We start from the raw sequence: 15636 nt of genomic DNA on the forward strand, positions 1-15636 counted from the left end.
ATGGACGTTATAGCGACAACAGCAGAACAGGACTCCACAGAATCCAGGTTTGCCGAGAAAGTAACTCCTTACTTACGCGATTTAATGGAGAGCAGTGAGGCCATTCGGGAGATGTACCAGCTCAATCCCGAGCTGGAGAACCTGGAAGCCGATACCAGCGTTGACCTTCTCAATGAAAAGACATCGACCCCGGTCTTTGGAACCGTCAAGAAGTACGAGGGCCAACTTCTGGCTCTGCTGTCCTACACCTGTGTATCCAACTGCCGGTATTGCGAACGTCAGGATCGAGTCGGGGTTGGTCTGGATTCTGCGGGCCGACTGACCAAGGAAAAAATCGACAACATCATCGATTACGTTGCCGGCGACGAAACGATTTACGAAGTCATCGCAAGCGGTGGCGATCCGCTCACAAACCCCAAAGGCCTTCGTTATCTGTTCGAGGAATTAAGCAAGCTCGAGCATGTCAAGGTGCTCCGCATCCACACACGGTTTCCGCTCCAGAATCCGGACAAGGTCGACCTGAAGCTGATGGCAGATTTGAGTCAGCTCCGGGAAGCGGTCTATTTCAGTCTACACATTGACCACCCTGACGAGCTGACGCCAAAAGCCATCAAGCTTATCGCGGAACTCAAAGCCATGGGTTACATCATGATCACCCAAACGGTTTTCCTCAAAGGCATCAATGACTCGGTGGAGACACTGAAAGACCTGTTCCTGAAACTGTTCGAACTGGGCGTTCGCCCCTATTACATCTATCACGGCCAGGAAGTCACATCGACCCGACGTTTCGTCATGGACCTTGACGATGAGGTCAACATCGTGACCGACCTGAGAAATCAGCTGTCAGGCCTCGCCTTTCCGCAACACGTCATCGACATACCGGGCGCATCGGGCAAAGTCGTTGTGCCGAGTAACCACTGGTCCTACGACTCGGGCAGCGTGTCCGACTTCAAAGGCAAGCGCGTTACAACATCCGACTGGAATGAAATTGCTCAAGGGAAAGGACATTGAAACCACTCTATTTTGTTCTCCAGAACATCGTCACGTTCAGGTCGGACTTCAAGAACCTTGCGAATGAGGCGCGGCACGATCTAGTCCTGATTACCGGGGAGCTGGGTCTGTCGAATCTAGGCAATGACCAGAAGAAGTTCTTCGCCGATATCGTCGTCACAGACCCGTTCGACTTCCGGTCAATCACCGAAGAGATCCACCGCTATCTGACGATCAAAACGGTAAACGACCTGAGTGACGTCCGGATTCTGTGCAACGACGAGTATCACCTCGGCACGGCTGCACACCTCCGGCAACATTTCGGCATCACCGGCGCGTTACCGGACACGATCCGTCTCTACACCAACAAGCTGGACATGAAGAAGTCGCTTGCCGCGTCCGGGATTCGCCTGCCTCACTACCTGGCTTTTGATCCGGTCACGTACAAGGCATCGCCGGCTGCATACACGCGGCACATCGAGGCGAAACTGGGTTATCCCGTATTCGCAAAACCCGTCGATTCCGCGGGCAGCGAAGGGGTCAGGAAGCTGGACTCGAGGCCCGAGCTGGAGGCGTGGCTGAGCGAGCACGAAACAACGGAGAACTACGAACTCGACGAGTTCCTCCAGGGCACCCTGTACCACATCGACGCGGTTAATGTCGGTGGCCAGAGCCGGGAAATCTTCGTGAGCGAGAACGCCTACCCCAATGCCTGCTTCCTGGAAGGGCTGCCCATGGGCAGCATCCCCATCGCTTCAGACTCGGACATGTATGCGCGGCTGGTCGCGTTCAACGCCCGAGTTGTTGAAGCCCTGGGGGGCGCTCCTTCTGGCGCCACTCACCTGGAAGTTTTCGTCACACGGAATGACGAACTCGTTTTCCTGGAAATTGCGGCGAGAGCCCCCGGGGGATGGATCCCTCAAATGCACCACAAGCGAACGGGAAACAACATCGAAGAACAGCACTTCAGGGCCCAGATGGGCGTGTATGAAGCGCCGGACTGTATAGACGGGCTGTACGCCGCCTGGATGTGGTACCTGAAAATTGAGGGTGTCAGGCTCGATGCGAGCCATCCGCTCGAGATAGAAAGCCCTTACCAGGTGGCCTGGGACGTGGGTGAGGCATCGGCCCAAACTCGTCCCGCAAGCATACGGGATAAAGTGGGGGGCATTCTCTTATGGAACGACGACCTGACCCATCTCAGACGGGATTTTTTCTGGCTTCGTGATCAGTACCGGCCCTATCGCCAGGAGCCGGTCGCCCCCGTTTCGATCGAACCGGTCCTGGCTCACGGTACAGAATCTTGAATACCCTCGGCCTGTTCCGCCTATGGCTTCCCAGCGCACTCAGCAGTGCGCTGTTAAGCATCGAACTTCCCATTATTGCGGCGATACTTTCCTATTTCCGCCCGGAGTCCTCCGCCGACTACGCGGTCGCCCTGGGGATCTTCATGTTCGCCAATTCGTTCGTGTTCCCGCTTTGCACGGTGGTCATCAAAACCAACAAATCCACCCAGTCCTTTGCTCTGGCCGCCATCGTAACGCTCCTGGTTTTTGCCATCTTCAACCTGGCGCTTGAGCTCTTCTATGCCGCGAGGTCTCCGGCCTTCCTGGAGTTGATGCATTTCTTTTCATTATCGCTTCTGGCCGTTGGCGCAAGACGGTATTTTCAGGGCGTCTGCATCCTGGAGAACAACACCCGGATTATCTTTGGCGCCTCCGCGATTCGGATTCTTTTCTCAACCATTGGCTGCTATCTGTTTATCGTCAATGGCATCACGGAGGAGTGGGCCGCAATCTATGCCCTGGTGCTGGGAGCCTACGTTGAGGCCTTCGTCCTGATCCTATCAACCCGGTTCAGCGCTCTTTCGTTCTTCGAGCCCCGGCGTTTGTCATGGAGTGAACTTTTCAGGCCCTACTACGCTTCCTTTCTGATATTTGCAGCCACCTTGACGGCCAACTTTCTGGTGGTGGTTTGCGTCCACTTTTCGGGACGGGGCGATGACGCCCTGTTTTGGTGGCCAGCCATCTTCTCGATCATCACGTTCTCATACGCCGGGCTGATTGACCTTGAAAACATTCTGATCAAAGCCTTTCACGAAAGCATCAGCGTCCGGGTCTGCGGCCTGTTCATACTGGCCTTGATCGTCGTATTCCCGGTGTCGTTCCTTCTCCTGTCCAGGGTTCTGTTGCTGACACTGCCGCTGGACGAAATATTCCATTCGGCCTTATCGAGGCATGCGACCCTGGCCGGCGTCTGTCTGGTTCCCGTATTCATTATCTTCAGGGCGGCGTTCCGGGCTTACTTCATCCATCACTCTCAATCAAAATCCATAAATGTAGCGGTCGCGACCTCACTGTTTTTCACCACGCTGTTCTACTCGTCCATCGACGTGGCATTCGCCAACCTGGATTTCCTGCTCGTGGTGTTCCTGAGCTTCATTGTTGTTGAACTGATTGTTTATCTGATCAGTTGGCAACTTCTCAATTCGGAGAGCCGGAGCAGCCGGTTGGCCTGACCGGCCAGGCGAACCAAAGGCCGCGCCGACAGGGACCGTCCGCCGCCTTACCCCTCGCTCTCAATCGCCACGTTCGACCGCATCACCGCCTTGTCCCGTCCCGGCGGTGCGCCAAACAGCTTGCGGTAGTCGCGACTGAACTGGGACGGGCTTTCGTAGCCAACCTGGTAGCCGACACTGGCCACCTCATGGGCGCTGAGCAGAAGGCGCCGGGCCTCCTGCAGACGCACCCGCTTCTGGAATTGCACCGGCGTGAGCTGGGTCATGGCTTTGAAATGCCGGTGGAACGACGCCGGACTCATGCTCGCCATCGCCGCCAGCTCCGCCACTTTGAAGGGCTGCTGGTAGTTCGCGTGCATCCAGGCGGTCACCCGACCAATGCGGGCGGTGTCACTGTCTTTCATGCCGACTTGCTGCAGGGCCGGCCCCAGCGGTGAGCGCAGCAGACGCCAGCCAATCTCCCGGCGGATCAGGGGCTCCATGACCTCGCGATCCTCCGGTTGATCCAGCAAACGGAGCAGGCGGGTGACAGGATCGTACAGGTCGTCCGGCACCGGGGCGGTCACCAGTGCCGCCTGTTTCGGCCCCCGGTAAGCCACTTCCGGGTGGGCCACCAACAGCTCGGCCATCATGGCCGGATCGATGGACAGGCTGAGCGCCAGATACGGCTTGTCGGGCGCGGCCTCCACGATGCGGGAGTTCACCGGCAGGTTGACGGAGGCGAACAGACACTCGCCCAGGCGATAGTGATACGCCGTCTCCCCGATGGCCGTCACCTTGGCCCCCTGCAGCACGATACAGAACGAGGTCTGGTACAGGGCGCGAATGGTACCGCTGGGCTGTTCGGCACGGGTCAGGCGCAAGCCGTCGATCGCGGTTTCCGGACCGTGGGCCAGCCATTGCCGCTCCACAAGATCACGGAGCTGCGTCAGGGCGGGATTGTCCGGTTGCATCGAAATGACATTGGGCTGGGCGGTCATGGGCGTCTCCTTTGCTGGTTCGATGATAGGCGTTCCGGCACGTCGCTGCAGCATGGGCCCCCCTGGTTTGCGGCCACCTTGATAGGATCGGGCAATCGCCTGCGAGTTTCCGCCAGCCCGACCCGACCCACTTCACCGTAGCATGGACCCACTGCCCTGCTCCGGCAGGTTATTCCGCAAAACCGGTTCTTTCACAACGATGAGGTGAATGGTTATGACGACACCCAATATTCCCGGATCCACCGATGACGCGCCCCTGCGCCTGCGTACGCTGGGCCACTCGGGCCTGTTTGTTTCGGAACTGTGCCTGGGCACCATGACCTTCGGCGGCGGCGACGACATGTGGGGGCTGATCGGTCAGCTGCAACAGGAGCCCGCCGACGAGCTGGTGAAAACCGCCCTGGAGGCGGGCATCAACTTCATCGACACCGCCAATGTCTATGGCGGCGGCAACAGCGAGCGCATCGTCGGCCAGTCGCTGAAAAACCTCGGGGTGCGTCGCGAGGACGTGGTCCTGGCGACCAAGGTGCTGGGCCCGATGGGCGCCGGCCCCAACGCCCGGGGCGCGTCCCGCGGCCATATCATGAACGAGTGCAAGGCCAGCCTGCAGCGTCTGCAGACCGACTACATCGACCTGTACCAGATCCACGGGTTTGACCCAGCCACGCCCATCGAGGAAACCCTGGAGGCGCTGGACACTCTGGTCCGGCACGGCCATATCCGCTACATCGGCCTGTCGAACTGGGCCGCCTGGCAGGTGATGAAAGCCGTGGGCATCGCCCGGGCCCGCCAGCTTTGTCCGATCCTGTCGCTGCAGGCCTATTACACGCTGGTGGGTCGGGACCTGGAGCGGGAAGTGATTCCCATGCTGGAATCCGAAAACATCGGCCTGATGGTGTGGAGCCCGCTGGCCGGTGGTTATCTATCGGGCAAATACGAGGGGCCGGACGCCTCCGCGGAAAACCGCCGCGCCAAGTTCGACTTCCCACCGGTGAACCGGGAGCGGGGTAGCGAGATCATCGCGGTCCTGCGCGAGATCGCCGCCGGCAAAACCCTGGGCGGGCAGTCGGTCAGTGTGGCGCAGACCGCCCTCGCCTGGCTGCTGCACCAGAACGCGGTGAGCAGCGTCATCGTCGGCGCCAAGCGGGTGGATCAGCTGCAGGACAACATCCGCGCGGCGCAGATCCGCTTCTCCGACGACGAACTGGCTGCCCTGGATGAGGTCAGCCGCTTGCCCGCCGAGTACCCGGGCTGGATGCTGGAACGTCAGGGAGAGTACCGCGCCCACATGAAAGGGTGAGGTCCGAGGCGCCCCCGGTCCCTTCCCCCGGGGGCGCCCCGACGATCGACGTCTAGAATCCCTCCAACACGATCTTGCCCACCGCACGCCCGGACTCCAGTTCGGCGTGTGCGGCCTTGAGGTTCTCAGCATTGATCCGGCCCAGGTGCTTGCCGGTCGTGGTCCGGATGTAACCCCGGTCCACCAGATCCGCGACCTGTTCGAGCAGCTCGTGCTGGGCCTGCATGTCGCGGGACTGGTGCATGGAGCGGGCAAACATGAACTCGATATGCAGCGAGAGGCTCTTGGGTTTGATCTTCATGACGTCCAGCGCAGCCGGGTCGTCGATAAAGGCGATGCGCCCGAACGGTACGAGCACATCCACGTAGCTCTCAAAGTACCGATCGGTGGCGTTGAGACTCGCCACATGCGTCACGGCCTCGATCCTGCCGGCGTCGATCAGGGCATCGATCTGCGGTTTCAGCGGCTCGCTATGATCCACGACGACATCCGCTCCCAGGTCTTTGACCCAGTTGCGGGATGCTTCCCGTGAGGCCGTGGCAATGACGGTGGCCCCGGTCAGCGTCTTGGCCAGTTGGATCAATATGGAGCCGACGCCACCGGCCGCGCCCACGACCAGAAGGACGTCGTCCGAGCTCGCCGAGGCGCCGGGCGCCTGCCGTGCCAGTTCCAGGTGTTCGAACAGCAACTCCCACGCGGTAATGGTGGTCAGCGGCAGAGCCGCGGCATCGGCATCAGACAGGCTCTTCGGTTTGTGGCCGACGATGCGCTCGTCAACGAGCTGATACTCGGCGTTGCAGCCGGGACGAGTCACGTCGCCGGCGTAGTACACCGTGTCCCCCGGCTGGAACCCGGTGACGTCAGATCCGGTGGCCACCACCTCACCCACCGCGTCCCAACCAATCACCTTGTACTGTCCCTCCTCGGCCGGCGCTCTCTGGCGGATCTTGTAATCCACCGGATTGACGGCAATCGCCTTCACCTGAACCAGTAAATCACGGCCCTCGGCCAAGGGCTGGGGCAGCTCAATATCAAACAGCGATTCCGCCTCGGTAATCGGCAGTGCCTGGGTATAGCCAATCGCTTTCATCGGGTGACCTCCTGTTTGGTCGCGAGTGTTCGAGGAATCGATGGTCGTCAGTGTGGCGCTGGATTAGACTTTCAAAAACAGCCGAATCACTGAAACATTCTCAAAAATCTTTTGACAATATGACGCTCGAAGACTTACAGGTCGTACTCAAAGTCGCCGAATTCCGCAGTATCACCGCGGCAGCCATCAGTCTGGACATGCGAACAGCCACCGCCAGCGCGGCCGTCAAACGGGTGGAAAAAGCTCTCGGGGCCGAGTTGTTCGTGCGCACCACTCGCCAACTGCGCCTCTCAGGCGCCGGCGAGAAATATCTGCCACAGTGCGAACAGGCGCTGCACATGCTTGAGCTGGCACGCCACAACATCCGGGATGATCGGGAGACGGTGGAGGGGGAACTGCGGCTGGCCGTATCATCGGACCTGGGGCGTAATCTGGTCATTCCCTGGCTGGACGAGCTAATGGCGGAGCAGCCCGATCTCAGCTTGCGGGTGAATGTCAGCGACAGCAACATCGATTTCTATCGGGATTCGGTGGACATGGCGCTGCGTTACGGCTCGCCGGACGACGCAAGCCTGTTCGGCTTCAAGATCTGCGACATCTACGGCGTGTTGTGCGCAACGCAGGCCTACCTCGACCAGCACGGCTGGCCCGGACACCCTCACGACCTGGCGCCCCACAACGGGTTGTTCTATCAGTTGCAGGACATCCCCCACGATACCTGGACGTTTACCCAGGAGGGCCAGCGGTTCAAGGTGCGCATGCACGGCAACCGCTCGTCCAATGACGGCGACCTGGTGCGTCGATGGTGTGTGGCAGGATTGGGCATCGCGGTCAAATCCTGTCTCGACATGTCAGACGACCTGCTGGCAGGCCGCGTCATCAGCATCATGCCGGAATACCAGACCCGCATGACCGAACTCTGGCTGATCTGTCCCAGTCGCCAGTCCATCACGCCGGCCGTGCGTTTGTTGAGGGACCGGCTGAGGGAAAAGTGCACCGGCATTCTGGACGAGCTAGCCCGTCACGGCCACATCAGACGCTCGCGGGGATAATGCACCCGCAGGTTGCTCCGAGAGCCTGGCGTTCCAGCAGGCAATACACGACCTGCACGTCGTCATCGCGCGCGTCCCAGCTTCCCATGCCGTTGGAGCCAAGGTACCTTGAGACCATCCGCATCCAGACGCCCCGGTGCTTTGCACCCACCCAAACAAGGAGGTCACATGAAAACAATCGGTCTGCTCGGAGGCATGAGCTGGGAGAGCACGGAGGGCTACTACCGCGCCATCAACGAGGGCGTCAAAAACGCTCTGGGTGGTCTGCACTCCGCCCGGATCGCCCTGTACAGCGTCGATTTCGAGCCCATCGAGAAGCTGCAGCACGAGGGAGACTGGGACGGCACAGCGACGATCCTCGCAGACGCGGCCCGGCGCGTGCAGGCCGCCGGCGCCGACTTCCTGCTCATCGGCACGAACACGATGCACAAGGTTGCCCCGCAGATCGAACAGGCCATCGACATCCCGCTGCTCCATATCGCCGACGCGACGGCGGAGGCGCTGGTACAGGACGGCATCAAGACGGTGGGCCTCCTGGGCACCGCATTCACCATGGAACAGGATTTCTACAAGGGCCGGCTGAGCGAAAACCACGGACTCAATGTTCAGATCCCGGACGAAGACGACCGTCAGACTGTCCACAGGATCATTTACGAAGAGCTCTGTCTCGGAACGATCAAGCCTGAATCGAAAGCCGAGTACCTGCGCATCATCGACCGGCTTGCGGACCGGGGCGCGGAGGCCGTGATTCTTGGCTGTACCGAGATTGGCATGCTGGTCAGTCAGGAAGATACCGGGGTCCGGCTGTTCGATACCACGGCGATCCATGCCCGCAAGGCGGTGGAGTACGCCCTGTAGCATGACCGTTGCGGGTGGGCCCCGATCGCTTTCGGGGCCCATGAACGTTATCGATATTGCAATCCATCCTGCGTAGCATGACCGCCATCCAGCCATAACTGCCGAGGCATCCCCAATGACACACACCGATCTGGCGGCAAAACGCTATGCCGCTTTCCTTTTCGATATGGATGGCACACTACTGAGCTCCATTGCCTCCGCCGAACGCGTCTGGGCTGAATGGGCGCGGGAGCACGGCCTCGACGTGGACGCTTTCCTGCCGACCATCCACGGTATCCAGGCCGTTGAGACGATCCGGCGCCTGGCCCTGCCGGGCGTCGACCCCGTCGCCGAAGCCGCGCGCATCACCCGGGCGGAAATCGAGAACGTGCAGGACGTCGAAGCCATCGCCGGTGCCGCCGCCTTCCTCGACAACCTGCCCGCCGAGCGCTGGGCCATCGTCACGTCCGCGCCCCGGGCCCTGGCGGAAAGCCGCCTGGCCGCCGCCGGACTGCCCCTGCCCTCGGTGCTGATCACCGCCGAGGATGTGGAACGCAGCAAACCGGCGCCGGACGCCTACCACATCGCCGCCGGGCGCCTGCAGGTCGACGCCGGCGATTGCCTGGTGTTCGAGGACGCCCCGGCCGGCATCGACGCCGGCGTGGCGGCCGGGGCCAGCGTCGTGGTGGTCACCGCCGTCCAGAGTCACCCGACGCCGGGCCAGCACCCGGCCATCGCAAGCTACGAGGGGCTGCAAGCGGTCGCGGACGATGGCGGGGTGGGCGTACAGGGCGTGCCGGGCCGGGCTTCCGTATCCAGCCAGACGGCACCGGCGCAATCATGATCAGCAAGCGCGAACAGGGCCGGATGGAGCGACGCTTGATCGCATCGCTCACCCACGCCTGCGAAGACGCCAAGCCGCTGCTCCCGGGCTTTTGCTGGCTGACCCACAGCGTCGATTACCAGCGCTTTCCCGACAGCCTGGTGGTGACCTGGGTGTTCGACAGCGATGCCAACCTGGCCAGCGCCCTGAAGAGCGACGCCGAACAGCACATACACCAGCTCACCGCCGACGCCCTGGACGAAGCCGGCGTGGACGCGGCCGACATCGCGCGCCACGTCGATCTCGACAGCGAAGAGGCCTGTCAGCGTGTGCACGGTGGCAACTGGGAGCGCCGCCTAGAGGCCAGGCCGGTGAAGCACTGAATGGCCAGCAAGATCGACAACCCCTGCCAGTCCCTGTGCCAGCTGAAGGGCGGACTCTGTACCGGCTGCGGTCGCACCAGGGACGAGATTCGCCATTGGAAATCCATGAAGCGGCCCGAGAAGATGAAGGCGTCGAAGCGGGCTGAGCAGCGGTTGAAGAAGCTGTAGGCAGCCTCAGTCTATGAGGGCGTCCCTGACAGCCGGCTCAGTGAGACGATACGTAGATGGACGGCGACTCCGGCGGCGGCAGCTCGAAGGATGAACGCATCCAGGACACCTCTTCTCGCGGCGACCGTCCAAAAAGGCGCCTGAACTCCCGGCTGAACTGCGACGAACTCTCGTAGCCGACACTCACCGATGCCGCCGCTGCGGTCATTCCGTTCCGGAACATCAGGAGTCTGGCCTGATGCAGCCGGACGCTCTTCACATACTGCATGGGCGACGTCTGCGTCACCTGCCTGAAGTGCGCGTGGAAGCTCGGCACGCTCATACGGGCTTCCTGGGCCAGCTGATGAACGTCCAGGGTGGTCGCATAGCCTGCGTGGATACGGCGGATAGCGCGGGAGATACGCCCGAAGTTGCCGTCCATATCCAACGCCGCCCGCATCGCCCCGCCCTGGGCGCCGGTGAGCACCCGGAAGTAGATCTCACGCACCATCGCCGGACCCAGAATCCGGCCGTCGTCGGGCGCGGTCATGATTTCCAGAAAGCGCTCCACGGTGGCTTCCAACGCCGGTTCCATCTCTGATGACACCATGCCGCAGGGCGCCTCCGAAGCGGGTATCCCGGCTTCCTCCAACTCGAGCAGCAGCTCTGCGGCCAGCGGTATGTTGAGGTGCAGGTAGATGGCCAGCAACGGCTTCTCGGCACTGGCGTCGGTCTCCATCGTGAACGGGACTGGAATCGACACAGCCAGATAGTGCTGGGCATCGTAGACGTAGGTCCTGTCTCCCCAATAGCCGCGCTTCCGCCCCTGGCAGACGATGACGATGCCCGGATCGTAAAGCACCGGCGTTCTGTCCAGAGGGCGGTTCGAACGCAGGAACCGCACGTCGGGCAATGCCGTCAGATTGTAACCTTCCCGAGGGGCCATAGACTCGAGCAGCGACGCCATACGTCGCGCACGCGAGTCGCCAACGGCCGGCTCGATATTCATGCACATTGCCTCCTGATTGTTCTGTGCCCTCATTCTGGGCCTTTCGGGCCGGGAGGCAATCCCGCTCATAGGAATAGGCAACAAACTCAGAAGATCTCGCGTTCGATAGCGGTACCCGCCGCTCTAGGATGCCCCCAGTTCCCGGAGGGGAGAAACGGACCATCCAAACAGAGAACAGAGCGATGCAACAGAGCAAGACGATTCTCATCACCGGTATCAGCAGTGGGTTCGGCCAGGCCCTGGCCGAGGCGGCATTGGCCGCCGGACACCGGGTCATTGGCACCGCGCGCCAGGCCAGCGCCGTTGCAGCCTTCGAGGCCCACGAATCGGGCAACGCCTATGCCCGTCAGCTTGACCTGACCGACACTCCGGCCATCGCCCGGGTCGCGGAAGACATCGAAACCACCCTCGGGCCCGTTGACGTTCTGGTCAACAACGCGGGCTATGGTCACGAAGGCATCCTGGAAGAATCGCCGACCGACGAGATGCGCCGACAGTTCGAGGTAAACGTGTTCGGCGCGGTCGAGTTGACCCAGGCACTGCTTCCCTTCTTCCGTCAGCGTCGGGCCGGACACGTCATAAACATCACTTCGATGGGCGGGTACATCACCATGCCCGGCATCGCCTACTACTGCGGGAGCAAGTTCGCGCTTGAGGGTATTTCAGACACCCTGAGCAAGGAGCTGGCACCGTTCAACATCCACGTCACCGCCGTGGCGCCCGGCTCCTTCCGGACCGATTGGGCAGGCCGTTCCATGCGCCGCTCTCCGCGGCTGATTGCCGATTACGATGAGCTGTTTGATCCCGTCCGCCAGGCCCGCCTGGAGAAAAGCGGCCAGCAGCTCGGCAATCCAAACAAAGCCGCAAAAGCCATGCTGGATATCATTGAATCCGACGCCCCTCCCACTCACCTGCTGCTGGGAAGTGACGCGCTCAAACTGGTACGGGATCGACTGGCCGGCATGGCACAGGAAATCGACGCCTGGGAAGATCTGACGGTCTCGACGGATGGTTGACTCCATGACGATCCCGGCCGTTACCGTTTGTGTTTACACACAGCCGTCTGCCCCCACGCGTTCGACCGTGCCCGGATCCCGTGATGGGGCTTTTCGGAAACGCTTGGATAGCGCCGGGATAGCACGCCCCCCTCACCCGCTGATGCGGGGCGTGCAGGACGGGCCTGGGGGACTGCGGCCACAAGCCCGTCCGCATCGACCGCCGATCTAATGCGAGCCCTGCATGCTGCTCAGTTTCTCCTCGATCGAGCTCAGGTTGAACGAGCCCGGCGACTGGCTGGGCGGGAATTCCTGCATGGTTTTCAGGAACTCCGCCGCCAGGCCCTGGATCGGCACGATGACGAACGCGTGGTCCAGCAGCCAGTCGTAATAGACGTTGGCGTTGTGCTGGGCCTTTTCGAACGGGTCCCGACGGAGATTGAAGATCTGCGGTACACGGAGCTCGACAAACGGCTCCTGCCAGACGCCGAAGGCCTCACCCCGGTTTTCCAGGAAAACGACTTTCCAGTCGTCGTAGCGGGCCGCCACCACGTTGCCGTCGTCATTGACGTACCAGAACTCCGAGCGCGGCGATGCCTCGGCGTTGCCGCTGAAGTAGTCGAGCATGTTGTAGCCGTCGATGTAGTTCTTGTAGTCGCGCCCGTCCAGGGTCACGCCGTCACGCAGCTGTTCCTTGATGTCCGCGGCGCCGGCCGCAGCGGCAAAGGTGGGCAACCAGTCTTCGTGGGAGACCAGGCCATTAAGGGTGACGCCCTCCTGAAACTCGCCGGGCCAGCGTACGAAGGCCGGCACCCGGTAGGCACCCTCCCAGTTCGAGTTCTTCTCACCCCGGAACGGCGTGTTGCCGGCGTCCGGCCAGGTGTTGAAGTGCGGGCCGTTGTCGGTGGAGTAGAACACGATGGTGTTGTCGGCGATGTCCAGCTCGTCCAGCAGGGTCAGGAACTGGCCGACGGTGGCGTCGTGCTCGATCATGCCGTCGGTGTACTCGTCGTTCCCTTTGTGGCGGTGCTCCTCCCGGACGTGGGTGCGGAAGTGCATGCGCGTACCGTTCCACCACACGAACCAGGGTTCGCCAGCATCGGTCTTTTCCTTGATGAACTCCATGGCGCGCTCGGAGGTCTCGTCGTCGACGGTCTCCATGCGCTTGCGGGTCAGCGGGCCGGTATCTTCGCAGGTCTGCTTGCCCCAGACGCCGAAACGGGGATCTTCGGTGTTGTTGGTTTCCTCGGTGGCGTAGCAGTGCAGCACACCGCGCGGACCAAACTGTTCACGGAAGGTTTTGCCGTTGGCGAGTTTCATGTCGCCGGGATAGTCCTCGTGTTCCGGCTCCTCCTCGGCGTTCAGGTGATAGAGGTTGCCGAAGAACTCATCGAACCCGTGCACGGTGGGCAGGTGCTCGTTGCGGTCACCCTGGTGGTTCTTGCCGAACTGGCCGGTGGCGTAGCCCTGGCTCTTGAGCACCGTGGCCATCGTCACGTCGGTCTTCTGCCAGCCCTCTTTCGCCCCCGGCAGACCAACCTTGGTCATGCCGGTCCGTACCGGCACGTTACCGCCAATGAACGCGGCGCGGCCGGCAGTACAGCTCTGCTGGCCGTAGTAGTCCGTAAAAGCAATGCCTTCCTCGGCAATGCGGTCGATGTTGGGCGTCGGGTAGCCCATCATGCCGTGGCTGTTATGGCTGATGTTCCAGTAGCCAATGTCGTCGCCCCACAGCACAAGGATATTCGGTTTCTCCTGCTGCGCCGCGAAGGCTGTCCCGCTTCCCAGGATCAGCAACGCGGCGATCATCGTCCACACGCGTTCCCGGCCCTTCCCTAAGTACAGATTCATAACGCCTCCAACTTTCGCTGTGAAGACGGCGCGAACTGCTCCCTCGGCCGCTATATCATGGCACCTGGCTCAGCCAGGTCGTGCTGCAAGACAGGCCCTCGCATCCGTCCCGACCGTCGCCGGGGCGCTGACGGGAATCATGCGCCCTGGGCAACGACCGGAAAATACGCGGGTGAAACACGGTTGGGCTGGACGCCCAGACGGGCAGGAACAGAGAGCGCCCAAACCGTTGTGCCCACCGAAAGGCCTTTCCTCGAAGACGTTCGACAGGCAACGGCTCGAGCCAGTCACTGGCAACAACTACAACTGCCGGATCGAAACCGGGGTGAAACGGTTCCTCAAGAAACACTTGCAGGTCTCGCATTCCAGAGTAGTGCAATCTGGTCGATGCGCAATGCTGGAGGCGCCATCAGGAGCGACGCTGCAATCAACGCGCCGCGCCGCCTGGATCGTCACGAAGAACGTCAGCGTGCGCTCCTCCGCCATTTGGAAGCGTATTCCTATAACAAAGCTGCGACTTACGCCTCCAAGTTATTTCCCCTGCGGATCACGAGTGCTGATACTGCCAGGAAGGCGCGGGATTGCAGGCACTCACGCACAGGGACGGGCAAACGATTCAGAGTCACCGGTTACCGGGAACGGAGGTGACCATGGCCAAATACCTCAACGCCCTGCCCCAGCTTTCCGGCGACGTGTTCCTGACCGACGGCGGCATCGAGACCACGCTCATTTTCCACGACGGGCTGGAACTGCCCTGCTTCGCCGCCTTCGACCTACTGCAATCGCCCCAGGGCAAAGCCGCCCTGCGCCGCTATTTCGAGACCTACGCCGCGCTGGCCCGCAAGTACGACGTCGGCTGCATCCTCGAGAGCGCCACCTGGCGGGCCAGCTCGGACTGGGGCGACAGGCTCCGTTACTCCGCCGAACAACTCGCTGAGGCCAACAGCCAGGCCATTGCCCTGCTGTATGAGGTGCGGCAAACGTATGAGACCCGACAGACGCCGATCGTGATCAGTGGCTGCGTTGGCCCCCGGGGCGACGGTTACAGCCCCGATGCGTTCATGACCGACAGCGAGGCGAAGACCTACCACCTGCCCCAGATCACCGTCTTCCGGGATGCCGGTGCCGACCTGGTGACCGGCATCACCATGACCCACACCGGCGAAGCCATCGGCATCGCCCGAGGCGCAATGGCCGTGGGTATGCCGGTGGTGTTGTCATTCACTGTGGAGACGGACGGGAAACTGCCCAGCGGCAAACCCCTGGGTGAAGCCATCGAAGAAGTGGACGAGGCCACCGGGAACGGGCCCATCTACTACATGATCAACTGCGCCCATCCCACGCATTTCATGACCACTCTGGAAACCGGAGGCGGCTGGCGGTCCCGCCTTCGCGGCCTGCGCGCCAACGCGTCGGCCAAGAGCCACGCCGAACTCGACGAGGCAACGGCACTGGACGAAGGCCATCCGGAAGAACTGGCCCGGCAATACAGTGACGTGCGCCGCCTGCTGCCCAATCTCAACGTGTTCGGCGGCTGCTGCGGTACCGACCAGCGGCATGTGGAGGCGATTTGCAGGGCGGTGCTGGCGGCTTGAGCCAGTGATCACACCATCAACCCAGGCAACAAGCGGCCGGCTCGCCAGCCGTTCCGGCTCTCCCAG

At 61.7% G+C, this 15636-nt stretch carries 15 protein-coding genes; 11 read left to right on the plus strand and 4 right to left on the minus strand.

The features are described from left to right. The 3 genes from GQB00_RS09840 to GQB00_RS09850 are packed head-to-tail and all read left to right on the plus strand — an operon-like array spanning position 1 to position 3508. A complete protein-coding gene (locus tag GQB00_RS09840; protein ID WP_165856086.1) occupies positions 1 to 1011 on the plus strand; it encodes a KamA family radical SAM protein in 1011 nt (336 codons plus the stop codon). Beyond that, positions 1008 to 2297 carry an ATP-grasp domain-containing protein gene (locus tag GQB00_RS09845; protein ID WP_165856087.1) on the plus strand — a complete coding sequence of 430 codons (1290 nt, stop codon included), beginning with the start codon at positions 1008 to 1010 and terminating at the stop codon, positions 2295 to 2297. The genes GQB00_RS09840 and GQB00_RS09845 overlap by 4 nt, the downstream gene beginning before the upstream one ends. Then, the gene (locus tag GQB00_RS09850; RefSeq protein ID WP_165856088.1) at positions 2294 to 3508 is read left to right on the plus strand and encodes a hypothetical protein; all 1215 of its coding nucleotides are present in this window, start codon (positions 2294 to 2296) and stop codon (positions 3506 to 3508) included. Before GQB00_RS09845 ends, GQB00_RS09850 begins: the two co-directional genes overlap by 4 nt. A 47-nt stretch (positions 3509 to 3555) precedes the next feature. Here the strand turns inward: GQB00_RS09850 and GQB00_RS09855 are convergent, their stop codons facing one another. Continuing rightward, positions 3556 to 4488, minus strand: a complete 933-nt coding sequence (locus tag GQB00_RS09855; protein WP_165856089.1) for an AraC family transcriptional regulator — start codon at positions 4486 to 4488, stop codon at positions 3556 to 3558. Positions 4489 to 4702: 214 nt separating this feature from the next. On the opposite strand from GQB00_RS09855, the gene GQB00_RS09860 reads away from it, so the two are divergent. After that, positions 4703 to 5788: an aldo/keto reductase gene (locus tag GQB00_RS09860; RefSeq protein WP_165856090.1), complete on the plus strand. Its 1086-nt coding sequence runs from the start codon at positions 4703 to 4705 to the stop codon at positions 5786 to 5788. Positions 5789 to 5840: 52 nt separating this feature from the next. Here GQB00_RS09860 and GQB00_RS09865 read toward each other — a convergent pair whose 3' ends face one another. Then, entirely contained in the window at positions 5841 to 6878 is a 1038-nt protein-coding gene (locus tag GQB00_RS09865; protein ID WP_165856091.1) for a zinc-binding alcohol dehydrogenase family protein, read from the minus strand. Positions 6879 to 6997: 119 nt separating this feature from the next. Between GQB00_RS09865 and GQB00_RS09870 the strand changes: the two genes are divergently transcribed. From GQB00_RS09870 to GQB00_RS09890, 5 genes are all read left to right on the plus strand, one after another. Then, positions 6998 to 7930: a LysR family transcriptional regulator gene (locus GQB00_RS09870; RefSeq protein WP_165856092.1), complete on the plus strand. Its 933-nt coding sequence runs from the start codon at positions 6998 to 7000 to the stop codon at positions 7928 to 7930. A 168-nt stretch (positions 7931 to 8098) separates the two neighbouring features. Next, entirely contained in the window at positions 8099 to 8788 is a 690-nt protein-coding gene (locus GQB00_RS09875; protein WP_165856093.1) for an aspartate/glutamate racemase family protein, read from the plus strand. A gap of 115 nt (positions 8789 to 8903) precedes the next feature. Beyond that, positions 8904 to 9611, plus strand: coding sequence for an HAD-IA family hydrolase (locus GQB00_RS09880; protein WP_165856094.1), 708 nt, complete (start codon positions 8904 to 8906; stop codon positions 9609 to 9611). Next, complete coding sequence (locus tag GQB00_RS09885; RefSeq protein ID WP_165856095.1) at positions 9608 to 9973, plus strand: hypothetical protein; 366 nt, start codon at positions 9608 to 9610, stop codon at positions 9971 to 9973. Before GQB00_RS09880 ends, GQB00_RS09885 begins: the two co-directional genes overlap by 4 nt. Further along, a complete protein-coding gene (locus tag GQB00_RS09890; RefSeq protein ID WP_111494170.1) occupies positions 9974 to 10141 on the plus strand; it encodes a DUF1289 domain-containing protein in 168 nt (55 codons plus the stop codon). 37 nt (positions 10142 to 10178) lie between these two features. Here GQB00_RS09890 and GQB00_RS09895 read toward each other — a convergent pair whose 3' ends face one another. After that, the gene (locus GQB00_RS09895) at positions 10179 to 11129 is read right to left on the minus strand and encodes an AraC family transcriptional regulator (RefSeq protein WP_165856096.1); all 951 of its coding nucleotides are present in this window, start codon (positions 11127 to 11129) and stop codon (positions 10179 to 10181) included. 182 nt (positions 11130 to 11311) lie between these two features. On the opposite strand from GQB00_RS09895, the gene GQB00_RS09900 reads away from it, so the two are divergent. Next, positions 11312 to 12145, plus strand: a complete 834-nt coding sequence (locus tag GQB00_RS09900; protein ID WP_111494166.1) for an oxidoreductase — start codon at positions 11312 to 11314, stop codon at positions 12143 to 12145. Between the two features lie 207 nt (positions 12146 to 12352). On the opposite strand, the gene GQB00_RS09905 is transcribed toward GQB00_RS09900, so the two are convergent. Next, positions 12353 to 13975 (minus strand): arylsulfatase, encoded by a 1623-nt coding sequence (locus tag GQB00_RS09905; RefSeq protein WP_165856097.1) that lies wholly within the window; start codon positions 13973 to 13975, stop codon positions 12353 to 12355. Positions 13976 to 14625: 650 nt separating this feature from the next. Here GQB00_RS09905 and GQB00_RS09910 point away from each other — a divergent pair. Next, on the plus strand, positions 14626 to 15570 hold the full coding sequence (locus GQB00_RS09910; protein WP_165856098.1) for a homocysteine S-methyltransferase family protein: 945 nt from the start codon (positions 14626 to 14628) through the stop codon (positions 15568 to 15570). Positions 15571 to 15636: the final 66 nt, after the last annotated feature.

Origin of the sequence: Marinobacter sp. JSM 1782161, assembly GCF_011421605.1 — a bacterium.
Lineage (GTDB): Bacteria > Pseudomonadota > Gammaproteobacteria > Pseudomonadales > Oleiphilaceae > Marinobacter_A > Marinobacter_A bohaiensis.

Coding starts and splice junctions, on each gene's coding strand:
- GQB00_RS09840 (WP_165856086.1), top strand. CDS start 1: ATGGACGTTATAGCGACAACAGCAGAACAGGACTCCACAGAATCCAGG.
- GQB00_RS09855 (WP_165856089.1), bottom strand. CDS start 4,488: ATGACCGCCCAGCCCAATGTCATTTCGATGCAACCGGACAATCCCGCC.
- GQB00_RS09860 (WP_165856090.1), top strand. CDS start 4,703: ATGACGACACCCAATATTCCCGGATCCACCGATGACGCGCCCCTGCGC.
- GQB00_RS09865 (WP_165856091.1), bottom strand. CDS start 6,878: ATGAAAGCGATTGGCTATACCCAGGCACTGCCGATTACCGAGGCGGAA.
- GQB00_RS09870 (WP_165856092.1), top strand. CDS start 6,998: ATGACGCTCGAAGACTTACAGGTCGTACTCAAAGTCGCCGAATTCCGC.
- GQB00_RS09875 (WP_165856093.1), top strand. CDS start 8,099: ATGAAAACAATCGGTCTGCTCGGAGGCATGAGCTGGGAGAGCACGGAG.
- GQB00_RS09880 (WP_165856094.1), top strand. CDS start 8,904: ATGACACACACCGATCTGGCGGCAAAACGCTATGCCGCTTTCCTTTTC.
- GQB00_RS09885 (WP_165856095.1), top strand. CDS start 9,608: ATGATCAGCAAGCGCGAACAGGGCCGGATGGAGCGACGCTTGATCGCA.
- GQB00_RS09890 (WP_111494170.1), top strand. CDS start 9,974: ATGGCCAGCAAGATCGACAACCCCTGCCAGTCCCTGTGCCAGCTGAAG.
- GQB00_RS09895 (WP_165856096.1), bottom strand. CDS start 11,129: ATGAATATCGAGCCGGCCGTTGGCGACTCGCGTGCGCGACGTATGGCG.
- GQB00_RS09900 (WP_111494166.1), top strand. CDS start 11,312: ATGCAACAGAGCAAGACGATTCTCATCACCGGTATCAGCAGTGGGTTC.
- GQB00_RS09905 (WP_165856097.1), bottom strand. CDS start 13,975: ATGAATCTGTACTTAGGGAAGGGCCGGGAACGCGTGTGGACGATGATC.
- GQB00_RS09910 (WP_165856098.1), top strand. CDS start 14,626: ATGGCCAAATACCTCAACGCCCTGCCCCAGCTTTCCGGCGACGTGTTC.